This is a genomic window from Paenibacillus sp. SER-28, from assembly GCF_052906305.1.
In genome coordinates this window covers 116,298-130,361 of record NZ_JBRECM010000009.1, presented here as the reverse complement: position 1 = coordinate 130,361, position 14,064 = coordinate 116,298, and the positions used below count along the sequence as shown (strand labels likewise).

Below are 14,064 nucleotides of genomic sequence, written 5' to 3'. Positions count from 1 at the left end.
ACATGAATGGCGGCAGGAACCAGTACCTGTTCCTTGCCGCCCTATAACATGGTTACAGCAACGTTATATCAACGCAGGCCGCAAAAGCACACGGACTCCCCGAGGAGCATGAACCGCAATCAGAGCTCCGTTCTCGCTATTTACCCTGATCCATCCCAAACCGGAAATGTAGATGTCCGATGGAGATTTGCGTGGAACGCGGAACTCATGTCTTGTCCATTCCGGCATCTCTGCCAATTGATCGCGTGTTGGCGGAGATAACAATTCCCCGGCATGATCAGCGAACAACTGATCAGCTCGCTCCAGCTTCGTGCGATGTATCTTAAGACCACCGTTAATGTAGCAGGTAAATGATTGGTGCTGACCCTCCACAAAATCAAATCGGGCCATACCGCCGAAAAACAATGTTTGTCCAGCATCAAGCTGATATGCAGCAGGCTTCAGCGGCTTGTCCGGCATAATAGCGCTCAAGTCCTGACGGGAGACGATTTCACTGAATCGCCAAGGGTATACAATACCCGGAGTATCAATAATGTGCTTGCCGTCGTCGAGCGGAATATTCACCATATCGAGTGTAGTCCCCGGGTAACGGGACGTTGTGAGTTCCTGCTCCATATCGCTATAATCACGAATCAAGCGGTTAATAAGCGTCGATTTACCCACATTTGTCGCTCCGACTACATATACATCGCGGTTACCACGGAGCTCAGATACCACATCCAACAGACGGTCAAAGCCCTGATTTTTTTTAGCTGAGCACAGTACGATTTCTTCCGTGCGAAGTCCTTGCTCCTTCGCTTGCTTTTGTACCCAGTTACGTACCTTGTTCCAATTCGTTACCTTAGGCAGCAAATCGGTCTTGTTCACAGCCAGTATAACTGGATTGGAGCCTACAAAGCGTTGCAAACCGGAAATCAAGCTACCTTCAAAATCAAAAATATCTACAATGTGGATGACGAGCGCATCCTTGTCGCCAATCTGGCTGAGCAGCTTCAAGAACTCATCTTGATCCACCGTAACTGAAGACGTCTCATTATAGTTTTTGATCCGGAAGCAACGCTGACAGATGACAGGTTCGCGAGTAAGCAATTTTTCAGGAATATATCCCGGAAGCTCCGGGCTAGTGGTCTGCACGGTGATACCGCAACCACTACATTTGACGGCAGTGCCGCCGTCAGGTCTTTCAGTCATTCTTCTTTTCCTCCTCAAGCCATAAGCCTTTCTTACGTAACCTTGTGAGCGCGATTCGCTCTAACCGCCGATTAAATCGGGTCATGACTCCTTCATCATGAATGGATATCGGTAGCACCAACACCGTATGCAATCCCAGTCGGTTGCCTCCCAATACGTCCGTCAACATTTGGTCCCCGACCATAATAGTCTCTTCCGGAGTCAGCCCCATCATACGGATGGCTCTACGAAAAGACGAGTTGGAGGGCTTCCGTGCGGCATGTATAAAATCAATGTCCAAAGGCGTAGCAAACACGGATACACGGTCCATATTGTTGTTAGACACGATGACAAGCTTAAAACCCGCCTGTTTGACCTTCTCAAACCAGGCCACCAGCTCGGGAGTCGCATTCGGCGCTTTTGCACCAACCAGCGTGTTATCTAGATCCGTAATAATGCCGCGATATCCTTGAGCATACAAGCCTTCAAGATCAATATCAAAGACGGTATTCACCCGTAATTTGGGCATCAGCATTTCAAACAACGTCGGTCACCTCAGTTTCATACGACAAACTATACCATATTACTATGGCTTAGTAAAAAGCTATCCGCAACAAACGGACAGCTTTTTCACTAAATATATAGCTTAAGATTAAATTAGACGGCGTTTGGACCTAATCAAAAATAGACTAGTCTTGATCCTTCTGATCCGTCGCAGCTTTTCGTCCAGCCCATCGTTTTATCCATCCTTCTTTGTGTAACAGAGATGCCTGCTGGCGAACCATATGCCAATCTTCTGCGGTTACGGATGAGGGGCTATAACGCGCTTGTTCAAATCGGCCAAGCAGCTGATGTAAAATTGAAGCGTGTTCCGGTACTTCTAGCGACCATCTATCAACTGATTCCCTCAGCGTCTCGTGACTGGCGCGGACAAATCCCTTTCTTCGCATGTACCTTAACCAGTGCTCAGTTTCGACGACCACCTTTTCATCCGGGGTCAGCGGCTTACCTCTGCGTAAACGAAGCAGGTAAAAGTGAATGTCTGCGCGATTACGCCAGACGATATAAGCAGCCCACAGCAGCAGAATTGCAGCAGCAGAACCTATGATTACAGGATGAATCTTTGAACCTTCCTCCGGATTAGTCTGCGGGGTCTGCTCAGGCTGTTCTGGTTCAGGCTGATCTTTAACCTCAGGGGCTTCTGGAGTCTTTGAATCCTCCTGTTCCGTAAGCAGCGGCATATCAAAGCCAGGCGTAGCTTCTACAGGGACCCAACCGTATTCACCTAAATATACTTCCGCCCAGGAATGAGCATCCGCATTTGTCACGGAGTAAGAGGACATATTTTCGTCACTTTCGCCCGTTGTTGCATCATCTGAAAACGTCTGCTGACCAGGTGCATATCCTTTAACCCAGCGGGCTGGAACCCCAACAGAGCGAGCCATCATGACTAATGAGGTGGAATAATAATCGCAATAGCCCTCCCGAATCTCAAACAGAAAGGCATCCACAAAATCTCTGCTTCTTTTCCGTGAGAGGTCCGGATTGTTCGTATATGCATAATTTTGCTGCAAATACTGCTGTAGTAATCCGACTTTTTCATACGGCGTTTTCGCCGTTGACGTTACGTTCTGAGCCAAATCACGAACCCGCTGTGGCAACTCATCTGGAATTTGTAGATAGGCTTCCTGTTTATTTTTTCCGTACAACTCATTAAAAGTTTTTGTGCGTAGCTCTTTCTCAGGGATCACAGGGACATGCGATACCAGAGTATACGTTTTAGGATAAGCAGTTCTTCGGGAGGATGGATTCCAAAGCAGTTCCGCCTGTTCCGGGTTCCAACGTAACCCATCTGCCCGTGAATCTCTGTCCACCGATTGAACACGCTGCACCGAATAGGCGCCAAACAAAACAGGATAGCTCTGGTCGTTTTGCATCGTAATGGTCTGAACGACCTGCTCAGTCGAATGCCGCGTTTCTTGTGTGTTTTCAAGCTCTGCGGTCATCGGCACATCATTCAGCGTTTGATCATCGTTGCCCCCGTCACTCCAGCCTGTACCGGAATAGGTTCGTTTCGTTTCCCCCCGCCAATAGCTTCGCTGAGTGGTCGTGATGGTCATGACAGGAGAATAATCAAAATTAAAACCTCCACCCAACCGATTATCCTGGCGACTATAACCCGATGCGGTGTTCATCCGCTGATTCAGTGCCCCAGATCCATTGCTGATCCCAGCGGTGGTTGAGCTATCTCTCTGGGTCCACGCTGTATAGGGATCAGTCAAAGCTGGCTGTACCTCAGGCATATTAACACCAGCCATAATAATGAGCGCAAAAATGACCGCAATATTGGCTGCTATTTTATATGGATAGCGCCGAATATGCTTCCATCCTTGAGGATAATGCTGCCGAAAATACTGCAGATGCTGTGTCACCAGCCAACCCATACCAGCAAAGACGATCCAAGCAACCTCCTCCCACAGCACAGTTGGCGTGAAGGAATCAAGCACTGCCAGCGCGGCAATATTAATACCCACAAAAACAAGAATCCGTTGCTTCGTTGTAACGATGAGCGGCACCATTTCAATAACTAGCCAAGCGATAAGGGAAAACCAAATATAAGGAGACATATTGGATATAAATTGGTCCAGGCGATTGGCTACCCCTCCGAAGGGGATAATGATGGAGTAAGACACCAATGTCCGATACAAAATAAAAAACAGCGCCGCCGCCTTAACAATAAATTCAATCCAAGGACGAAATGGTAGTACAATCTTCACCAGAGCCAGCATCGTAATGGTCATCAGTACAAGTGCTCTTGTCTCTTCCAGCCATAATTCGGAAGCAAAAGAAACCCATTGCATGGCAATAATAATAATCCATAAAAATGTAAAAGCGGGGGCCCAGGAACCCTTTAACGATTGTAACCAGCTCTTCATAGTATTCCTCCCCCCATTACAGCCGGGAGCTCCTCAAGGCTCTCAACATCGTAGCCCTTGATTCCTCTTGCACGAAGCATGCTCATCCATTCTTCAGCTTCTCCCTCAGCAGAACCTTCTCCGATATAGACGTGGCACGGAGTCATCCCCCGGGTATCGGCCCAGCGAAGAAGCTCCATCGCCTGATAATCCTTCAGCGGACTAATCAATATAAAATAACAGCCTTGCGGAAACTGGCGTACACTGCTTTCTACAGCGGATTTCAAGCTACCTTGTGAAGTTGTGTGTATGTCTACCAAGTGATGCATCATTCGTTGTCGTTCCATTGTCTGCTCACTTGGCTGAAAGACGATACCTTTCTCTCCAGCTGTGCACAATCCAACCCCCATTCGCTCTCGTCCACCATATTCCAGCAATGAAGCGGTAGAGGATACAGCTAGCTCAAACTGTTCGGCGTTTACATAATGCTTCATGTGTACGTCCAGCACAAGCATCGTTTTAGGAACGGTCTCATGCTCAAATTCCTTGGATTTCCAGCTACCTGTACGCGCCGTCGCATTCCAGTGGATGCGCGAAAACCGATCTCCATATACATAATCCCGTACACCGTTAATTTGTGTCGTTTCACGCCGCGTTCGAGTTTGAACGGTCTGCGGTCCAGACATCCTTGAGCGACGGTCATTCATCTGCCAATACGGAATGAATACCGTTCGGGGCAGCACTCGAAATTCACCGCGTGCGTTCAAGCTGCCTTTGTGCTCCAACAGGCCGAAGATGTCCTCACTCACACATTCCGTATCCTCAAAGTGATAGCTTCCTCGCTCTAAAGCAGGAGTCTGAAATGTAAGCTGACCGCCCCCTTTTAGACTGGGAATGACACTGTCCTCAAACGACCAGGATTCACCTGTATGTCGCTTGAGGACCTCACGGACAATGACATAGGGTAACGGAAGAAAACCAGGTATACTGAGGCTCAGCTTTACATGCACCTGATCTCCCGCATGCAGCAGTTCTCCAAACTGCGAGCCTTGCGAAAGCTGCCGGGAGCCTTGCACACGGCGAACTCCGCTCAGACCAACGATCCATAAATAAACGATTAACAGCGTAACCATAGACAACAGCATGACCGACGTCTTGCCGCCCTGAAACAACAAATATAGCAGGCACACCACCCATATGACCACCAGAAGCCAGATGCGGCCTGACAGCCGTGGAAGCCTGCGCTTCCTTTTGACCATATTCATTCCCTAAGGACGCTCCATTCGTACGGGTACATGAACCTGCCGAAGGACAGCCTGGAGCACGGACTGGGCACTGGAACTGTCCAGACGCGCCTCGGGACGCAGCAACAAACGATGCGTTAGCACATAAGGTGCCAGCGCCTTCACATCATCAGGCAGCACATAGTCACGGTTGTCTAGAAAAGCGTATGCCTTCGCAGCCATTACAAAAGCAAGCGCCGCCCGGGGGCTAGCTCCCAGCAGCACGGATGGATGTTCTCTTGTCGCACGAACGATATCAAGTAAATAGGACGTCACTGCTTCGTCCATATAAATCCCTCTAATTTCCTGCTGGATGTCAGCAATCTGCTCCATATGAGCTACAGCCTCCAGACGGTCTGCTGGCTGGCCTGCTTGATGATGAAGCAGCATGTTTCGCTCCGTCTCCATGTCAGGATAACCCAAGCTGATTTTGAGCATAAAACGATCTAACTGTGCTTCCGGCAGCATATAAGTGCCTTCAAAATCAATCGGATTTTGTGTAGCACACAGCATAAAAGGATGAGGCAACATATGAGTGTCCCCATCCACTGTCACACTGCGTTCCTCCATAACCTCCAGCAGAGCCGACTGGGTTTTCGTCGTCGCTCGGTTAATTTCGTCCGCCAGTAAAATATTAGTCATCACAGGACCCGGACGGAAATAAAAACGCTCGTCCCGTGGATGAAATATGGATACCCCTGTAATATCACTCGGGAGAATATCAGGATTACATTGAACACGGCGGTAATCACCGCGCATGGATTTGGCAAGAGCCTTGATCATTTGCGTTTTCCCCGTACCCGGAACGTCCTCGATCAGAATGTGTCCACCCGCCAGCATAGCCGTAAGCAGTAATTTTATTTCAAAGGATTTACCTAATATACATGATTCCAGATTAGAACGGATTGCAGAAACAATCTGCACAGATTCTTGACGTACGGGCATAGCTCTGTAAACCTCCTAGATAGCAACATGTTTCCTATTATTGTACATGAAGGTGGGCACAGAGTACACTTAACCCCCTGCCCGTATGATTTAAACTCCATCCTTCTTTCGATCTTTCATGTGCAGAACAATTAAAAACCCTTCGGTCATTAGATCCGAAGGGCACATGTATATAATCATTTATTTTTATGTCAACTCTATAGTACGCGTCTTTTATATGCTTCCTTTTGGACGAACAAACAAGCATGCCAGAAAAGAGAAAATAATCGCAGAGGAAATTCCTGCACTTGTCAGACTAAAGATCCCTGTAATGACACCCAGCCATCCGTCCTTCTCCAATTCGGTTAATGCGCCGTGTACAAGTGAGTTACCAAAACTGGTAATTGGAATGGTCGCACCCGCTCCTGCAAATTTAATAAGCGGATCGTATATCCCAACAGCATCAGCAATTGCACCTGCAACCACCAACGTACTCATCGTATGTGCCGGCGTCATTTTGAACACATCCATCATCAACTGGCCCACAACACAAATGGCACCACCCACTAAAAAAGCCCATAGAAATATCATACTGTTCCTCCCGCTTCAAAAGCTACAGCATGTGCAACACAAGGAATGCTTTCACCCTGCTGTGTAGTCAAAGGAGATAATAACGCTCCGGTCGCCACGACCAGTACCTTTTGCAGCTCTCCTTTTTCGATCCGCTTCAACAAATGCCCGTAGGTTACAACAGCCGAGCAGCCACAACCACTGCCTCCTGCAATGACTTTCTTTTGCTTATTGATGTCGTAAATCAGCAAACCGCAATCATTAAATTCCGTCTGATTCATATCGAACCCATCTTTTTTGAGCAGCTCCTTGGCAATTGGTAGCCCCACTGAGGCTAAATCGCCCGTTACAATGAGATCATAGTAACCAGGGTCACGGCCAGTGTCTCGAAAATGAGACAACAGCGTATCCGCAGCCGCGGGAGCCATGGCTCCACCCATATTAAAAGGGTCTTTAATGCCCATGTCCATTACACGTCCAATGGTAGCACAATCCACCACCGTTCCTGACTTGGCATGTCCTACAATTGCGGCGCCGGAACCGGTAACAGTATACTGAGCCGTAGGAGGCTTCTGTGATCCGTATTCATTAGGATAGCGGAATTGTTTTTCTACAGTACAGTTATGGCTGGTCGTACCCGCCATCACGTAGTCACCGGCCTCTGAGTCCACAATAAGTGCGGCTAAGGCTAAGCTTTCCATTGATGTTGAGCAGGCTCCAAAAACCCCCAAATAGGGAATGGCCAGCTTGCTAGCCGAGAAGGAGCTACTGATAATCTGATTCATCAGATCACCACTAATAAAAAACTGCACTTCTTCTTTGTTCAAATTGGCATTAATTAGCGCCAGCTCTGTAGAATGCTCAATCAATCTACGTTCCGCTTTTTCCCACGTTTTCTCGTTGATTTCTATATTGTCATAAATATAATCAAAATCTGTGGACAACGGCCCTTCTCCTTCATCCGGGCCCACAACAGTGGCACTTCCAATAATGCGCGGTCTCGATTCAAACTTCCAGGTTTGTCCGCCCTGTCTTCTCATAAGTGATTGCCTCCCACACCAAGGATGGCATATATAACGCCTACGATAAATGCAGCCACCACCCCGAATACGACAACCGAGCCTGCAAGTTTGAACATATTGGCGCCTACTCCGAGCACCAGTCCCTCAGAACGATATTCCAATGCAGCCGAACACATCGAGTTAGCAAAGCCTGTAATGGGCACAGCGGTTCCTGCTCCTGCCCATTGAGCAACCTTATCGTAAACCCCGATACAGGTTAATATGACCGCCAGCAAGATCATCATCGATGAGGTCGGCGGGGCGGCCTCCTTGGCTGATATGTGCATTCCTGCCATAAAAGCCTCTTGAATCGCCTGTCCAATCACACATATCCCGCCTCCAACCAGAAAAGCGCGCACACAATTGGCAAATACTTTTCTCGAGGGTTCATGCTTTTGTGAAATATTCTGATAGTCCTTCTCATTTATGGACAGCGGCGACGTATTGGTACGAAAACCGCGCTGCCCGGATTTAGCTGGCATCATTCACCACCCCTTATCTGTAAGTTTTCGCGCTTGGCGGTTCGAATTGCTTGGCTCTTTTTCATTATGAGCTTTTTGGAGAAATGTTATGTCAGGAAAATGATATCGTGGACATTCGATACAAATCCATTCATACTGAATACATGACGACCACTGGTTAATTAATAAGGAGTGAGGTATACATCATGGAATCAAAAACATTGGAATTGTTTAAAACCTTAACGGAGTTTCCTTCCATTCCTGGACATGAGCGTGAGTTGCGGGCATGGGTTAAGGAACGGATATCCGGCTATACCGATGAAATCGTGCAAGATCGACTGGGCAGTCTTTTTGGGGTGCTACGCGGTCAAGAGAGTGGACCACGTGTGATGGTGGCAGGCCATCTGGATGAAGTCGGTTTTATCGTGAATGGTATTACGGAAACTGGAATGATTCGTTTTCAGCCGGTTGGAGGCTGGTGGAGCCAAGCCATTATGTCACAACGTCTTCAAGTATTGACTCCAAAAGGCCCAGTTATTGGTGTAGTTGGCTCTGTCTCGCCTCATTTGCTGGATGAATCGCAACGCAGCAAACCTATGGACATCAAGCATATGTATCTGGATATCGGCGTAGACAGCAGACAAGAAGCGCAAGATCTGGGGATCGTACCAGGAACGGCCATTGCGCCGATCTGTGATTTCACTCCACTGGCAAATCCTAAAAAAATCATGGCTAAAGCATGGGATAACCGCTACGGTGTAGGCTTGGCTATTGAACTGCTTGAAGCATTACATAAAGAAAAAGACAAGCTTCCCAATACATTGTATGCAGGGGCCACTGTTCAAGAAGAAGTGGGACTGCGTGGTGCACGCACAGCGGCCAATCTGATTCAGCCGGATATATTCTTTGCACTGGATTGCAGTGCAGCCAACGATATGGGCGGCGACCCGAATGCTTACGGGCACCTCGGTAAAGGCGCACTGCTGCGGGTATTTGATCCGGGTATGATTACACATCGCGGGATTGTGGAGTACGTGCAAGACATGGCGGAAACTCACAAAATCAAGTATCAATATTTCATCTCCACAGGGGGAACCGATGCAGGTCAAGTGCACTTGAGCGGAATTGGCGTGCCATCCACTGTCATAGGCATCTGTGGACGATACATCCATACTTCCTCGTCCATTATTCACACTGATGATTATGATGCAGCCAAAGAGCTGATCATCAAGCTAGTTCAAAATCTGGATCGTACAACGTTGAATACCATTATTGAACGAGCCTAAGTTGTAACAGAGAATCGCAATCTATAAAAAAACAGTCAAGACACGTACAACGTGCATTGACTGTTTTTTTAATTTAATAGAAACAAAAGATAGAATATATCAAATCAAATGCTTATAACGAAGCAAAGCAATCACTACAAGTACAGTAGTTAAAGCAATACAGACGTTTTCTATCTTAGCTCCCTTCCGGGTTCCGGTACTCATCAATTTAAATCGCAGCTTCCATTTGAACGGCGGCAAAGGTTTGATTCCATTATTCGTCAAGGAATCTGCCAGTAAATGCAGCAAGTACGCTAGACCTCCAGCCAGCCATATGCTGTCACCGTGCAAACGTGTCGTACCATAAAGCAACGCAGTCCATGCGACTGTCCCGTATACCGTATGTGTCAACCCCCGGTGTGGGACTAACGTACAAATGATCAGCAGACACCCGGCGATATAATTCCACGGTGCATATGATTCTCCATACCAGGCTAGGCCGATACCAATTAGAAAGATAATAACCTTGCGCATGGATCGTGAAGGCATAAAAGAAGCACTGATCATCAGCAAAGCCAAAACAAGATTCCATGGCGGTGGAGCCAAACGGGTGAAAAATACCCAACCAGCAGCCCCAATCATTAGAAGCTGTATAAGCCTAAGCATTTTGGTTGGCAGCGCACGGCTCACGAGCATGGAGTTAGGCTCATCAATATCCGGCAACAGTGAACCGACCACAGCAGCTGCCACGGCAGCCGGGGTCACTTCGTATCCACTTAAAGCTAATACCGACAGGGAGACCCCGGTTCCAATAATCAAATGGGCTCTTCCCATCATGGTGCAAAACATCCTTTCGTTGTAGCATACAACAGAGTTCAACATCACTCCATTTGAATCAGCATGATTCGATTGTATACGACAAACAAAAGGAGAACAATAGTTCGCTTATTCTATTTAAAAGACTTCATCCAAAAGTCCTATTTTCGTCCTCATTACTTAATCCTCCCCTTGTTCTTTATCTGTACAACCATTTCTTAAAAAACACGCCATATGGCCTATGAGTATGTTGACAAACATCTTCAATATTTTCTTTTTGCCTCAAAGTCCTATTGTACAATTTGAAATATTAGGTAATATAGTGTTTATATTTACTATATGAATCTATTAAATGAATAAGGAGGAAATGTTATGCAAAAAATATCGACGTTCCGAAAGTTCAAAACCATCGGTCTAACATCGTTGCTAAGTCTTGTATTATTCGCCCTTCCCGCTTCTGCTGCTTGGAATGATACATACACGGGGTACGCCACATATACAGGATCAGGTTACTCTGGAGGGGCATTACTGCTTGATCCCATCCCTTCGGATGCCAAAATTACAGCGCTTAATCGCACACAACTGAATTATAACGGAATCAAAGCTGCATTAGCTGGAGCCTATTTGGAAGTTCAAGGTCCCAAAGGGAAAACAACCGTATATGTAACTGATCTTTACCCTGAAGGTCCAAGTGGCGCACTCGATCTGTCCCCAAACGCGTTCAACCTGATTGGCAATCAAATAGACGGAAAAATTAATATTTCGTGGAAAGTTGTCAAAGCTCCGGTTAACGGCAATGTCTCCTACCGCATTAAAGAAGGCAGCAGCCAATGGTGGGCAGCCATTCAAGTACGCAATCATAAATATCCGGTCTTGAAGATGGAAGTCCAACAAAACGGACAATGGCTCAATCTCGAAAAACAGGATTACAACCACTTTCTAGGTACTAACTTAGGAAAACAACCTCTGAAAATACGAATTACGGACATTCGTGGTGTCGTGCTAAACGATACAATCCCAGCTCTAGCGGAAAATGGTACAGGCGGAGCCTATATCGTTAATGGTAACGTTCAATTTCCTGACTAGTTGCAGTACCGTCATCTTTCCTTCTTTTATTTGAATACACAAACCCGGCCGGGAACCGACGCAATCCAATGCGTATAAGTGTTCCTGGCCTTTTTACGAAAAAATCATTATTTTTCACAAAGAATCGGTTTGTTCACTGTCCTGTTCACAAGATCACACGTATAATGAATACATAAATAGGGTGTACTTTACAGCTACGTGCACACAGACAGGAGGCCTGTTCATATGAGCAATTTCAAAAAGCATCACAAGCTTCACAGCAAATTGCTGGTCAGCATTACGTTATGTATTACGCTAACGTTGCTGGTATCCACCACTGTGTATTATTTTTACTATATTCGCGTGGAAAAGGAGCAGGCATTCGAGGCCAATCACAACAGCTTGACGTTGAGAAGCAAAGAAGTTATTAACATGACATCTATTGCTCAATCTTTGGCATTTCAAATGTATCGCAGCAGTACCCTGTCCAAGTTGTTGTATTATCCAAAACCTAATGTATATGATGTAACCGCTGCCATGACCGAATTGAACAATTATCTTAACTCCATGCCGTATATCGAATCCATCTACGTGTTTAACCCTAAAAGCGGCACCTTCTACATTGCGTCATCACAAGGTCAAAACGGGTTATTCAGCAAACATGAACTGGCTGATACAGATATCATTCGCGTGCTGGATCATTATCAGGACTATAAACCCTTTACGCCTATTCCACGCACGTATCCGCTGCTGTCGGCCTCAGACTCCGAAACTGGAGTAGAGCAAGCAAGCCCAGATATCGCAGCCTATACGTATTTATGTTATGACGCAATTAACTCGAACGAAGCGATAAATTCGGCTGTGATTGTGAATGTGTCGGCGGCCTGGATGAACAAGGAAATGTCGGCGAATCCAATCTCAGGCGGGACCGCTTATATTTTAGACGATCAGGGCAGACTGTTGTCTGGTACAACATTGACAGACGAAACTTTGAACGAAAAAGAGCAGCTATGGTTGCACACGAGAGTCAAAAAACAAGAAACAGGCTATTTTGTAGAAGACTTTCATGGTAAAAGATCACTCATTTCCTACACCTCCCCGGACGGACTAGGTTGGCAGTATATTAGTGTCACCCCATATGAAAGCGTTATCAAAATGGCGAGTGTTATTCGTAATGCGATGTTACTGATAGCCGCCATCATTGCATTGGCAGGATTCGTGGCTTCGTGGCTGCTATCCAAAATGCTGTATACGCCTATTGGCCAAATTGTTATGCATATGAATTCACTGGAATCGGAGAAACGAAACAGCATGTACACGATCCGGCAAAACATTTTACGGAATGTGATCCGAGGAATCCGAAATCTTCCTGCCGGTGAAGAACCGGAACGATTACGCGAGCTTGGGATTACGTTCCAGTTCGACAAAGACTACCGCCTTGTGCTGCTGCGCATAGATGAATATACCCGATGGCAAAGCGAACGTGGACCTGATCTGCTACCCTATAAGTTTGCAATCATGAACATTGCTTCTGAAATATGCGGACAAACGTACCGGGTGGAGACCGTTGATATGGATGAGGACAGTGTACTGCTGATGCTTAACATTCTCGATCCCGCAGAACATACAGACACTGTACTGCTAGAAACCTTATTACGCCAAATACGTGAAGCTTGCTTTGAATATTTGAAGCTGAGCGTTTCACTGACTTACAGTGCCATCACGAGTCAACCAGAACGGCTGCATTTGCTGTACCGCCAGGTACAAGACGCATCTATGCACCGATTTTTTCAGGGGCATGGCTGCATTATTAATGCACAAAACACTACAGACGAGGATATCCAAAATACTTACGTATATCCAGCCGATAAAGAGAAAAAAATGCTGGATACACTACTGTCTGGTCATACGGAGGATGCACACAGTATGTTCAAAGAATTGTTGATGCATATGGAAAAATATCCATTTTCCTCTATTCAAGTGGCAATATCCCGGCTCATCATGAGTGTGAATAATGCTGTTCGGCATATCAGTGAGCTCAATGGATTTGCTATAGAAACTAAACCTGAATTACCATCCGCAGATCGGTTAGAGACCGCTGAGAATCTTATTGATCATTATCAATTGGTCTTTGATCATATTCGCTCCAGTCTATCGGAAAAACGAAACACGAAGCAGGAACGATTGGTGCGGCAAATTAATGAACGAATAGAGCAAGCCTATACGGATCCCAATTTTTGTCTCAATCAGATTGCGGAAGAGCTGGATATGTCGCCGATCTATGTCAGCAGGCTATATAAGCAACAGACCATGTCTACCATCGTGGACGTCATCCAACAACTCCGTATTCGCAAGGCCTGTGAACTGCTGGAACAGACCGACTGGTCTGTGGCTGACGTAGCAGAACAAACCGGATTTGCGAGCAGCTCTTATTTCCATCGCATGTTCAAACGTAGCTTGGGCGTAACACCGACAGATTTTCGCCGTTCTAAAGCAAATGCGCAATAAGTAGACTGCTCTACACGACCGCTCCG

12 protein-coding genes are annotated in these 14,064 nt (G+C 46.6%); 3 read left to right on the top strand and 9 right to left on the bottom strand.

All coding sequences use genetic code 11. From position 1 onward, the window contains the following. Positions 1–63 precede the first annotated feature (63 nt). The 8 genes from yqeH to spoVAC form a co-directional block, all read right to left on the bottom strand. Positions 64–1,191 carry a ribosome biogenesis GTPase YqeH gene (yqeH, locus tag ACUYLD_RS19470; protein ID WP_039272319.1) on the bottom strand — a complete coding sequence of 376 codons (1,128 nt, stop codon included), beginning with the start codon at positions 1,189–1,191 and terminating at the stop codon, positions 64–66. Next, a complete protein-coding gene (locus ACUYLD_RS19465) occupies positions 1,184–1,714 on the bottom strand; it encodes a YqeG family HAD IIIA-type phosphatase (RefSeq protein WP_446675777.1) in 531 nt (176 codons plus the stop codon). Before ACUYLD_RS19465 ends, yqeH begins: the two co-directional genes overlap by 8 nt. A gap of 145 nt (positions 1,715–1,859) precedes the next feature. Further along, positions 1,860–4,106 carry a transglutaminase TgpA family protein gene (locus tag ACUYLD_RS19460; RefSeq protein WP_446675776.1) on the bottom strand — a complete coding sequence of 749 codons (2,247 nt, stop codon included), beginning with the start codon at positions 4,104–4,106 and terminating at the stop codon, positions 1,860–1,862. After that, positions 4,103–5,350 carry a DUF58 domain-containing protein gene (locus ACUYLD_RS19455; protein WP_446675775.1) on the bottom strand — a complete coding sequence of 416 codons (1,248 nt, stop codon included), beginning with the start codon at positions 5,348–5,350 and terminating at the stop codon, positions 4,103–4,105. Before ACUYLD_RS19455 ends, ACUYLD_RS19460 begins: the two co-directional genes overlap by 4 nt. Positions 5,351–5,353: 3 nt before the next feature. Next, positions 5,354–6,313, bottom strand: coding sequence for an AAA family ATPase (locus tag ACUYLD_RS19450; RefSeq protein ID WP_103049576.1), 960 nt, complete (start codon positions 6,311–6,313; stop codon positions 5,354–5,356). Positions 6,314–6,526: 213 nt separating this feature from the next. Next, positions 6,527–6,883, bottom strand: a complete 357-nt coding sequence (gene spoVAE, locus ACUYLD_RS19445; RefSeq protein ID WP_013311204.1) for a stage V sporulation protein AE — start codon at positions 6,881–6,883, stop codon at positions 6,527–6,529. Beyond that, a complete protein-coding gene (gene spoVAD, locus ACUYLD_RS19440) occupies positions 6,880–7,902 on the bottom strand; it encodes a stage V sporulation protein AD (protein ID WP_023989537.1) in 1,023 nt (340 codons plus the stop codon). Before spoVAD ends, spoVAE begins: the two co-directional genes overlap by 4 nt. Next, a complete protein-coding gene (spoVAC, locus tag ACUYLD_RS19435; RefSeq protein WP_025723396.1) occupies positions 7,899–8,405 on the bottom strand; it encodes a stage V sporulation protein AC in 507 nt (168 codons plus the stop codon). Before spoVAC ends, spoVAD begins: the two co-directional genes overlap by 4 nt. Positions 8,406–8,590: 185 nt before the next feature. Here spoVAC and ACUYLD_RS19430 point away from each other — a divergent pair, with 185 nt between their 5' ends. Further along, a complete protein-coding gene (locus ACUYLD_RS19430; protein WP_061830384.1) occupies positions 8,591–9,670 on the top strand; it encodes a M42 family metallopeptidase in 1,080 nt (359 codons plus the stop codon). Between the two features lie 99 nt (positions 9,671–9,769). Here ACUYLD_RS19430 and ACUYLD_RS19425 read toward each other — a convergent pair whose 3' ends face one another. After that, positions 9,770–10,486 carry a metal-dependent hydrolase gene (locus ACUYLD_RS19425; RefSeq protein ID WP_061830385.1) on the bottom strand — a complete coding sequence of 239 codons (717 nt, stop codon included), beginning with the start codon at positions 10,484–10,486 and terminating at the stop codon, positions 9,770–9,772. Positions 10,487–10,837: 351 nt separating this feature from the next. On the opposite strand from ACUYLD_RS19425, the gene ACUYLD_RS19420 reads away from it, so the two are divergent. Together ACUYLD_RS19420 and ACUYLD_RS19415 are read left to right on the top strand one after the other, a co-directional pair. Beyond that, on the top strand, positions 10,838–11,551 hold the full coding sequence (locus tag ACUYLD_RS19420) for an expansin EXLX1 family cellulose-binding protein (protein ID WP_061830386.1): 714 nt from the start codon (positions 10,838–10,840) through the stop codon (positions 11,549–11,551). 225 nt (positions 11,552–11,776) lie between these two features. Next, a complete protein-coding gene (locus tag ACUYLD_RS19415) occupies positions 11,777–14,038 on the top strand; it encodes an AraC family transcriptional regulator (RefSeq protein WP_446675774.1) in 2,262 nt (753 codons plus the stop codon). The last annotated feature ends 26 nt before the right edge of the window (positions 14,039–14,064 follow it).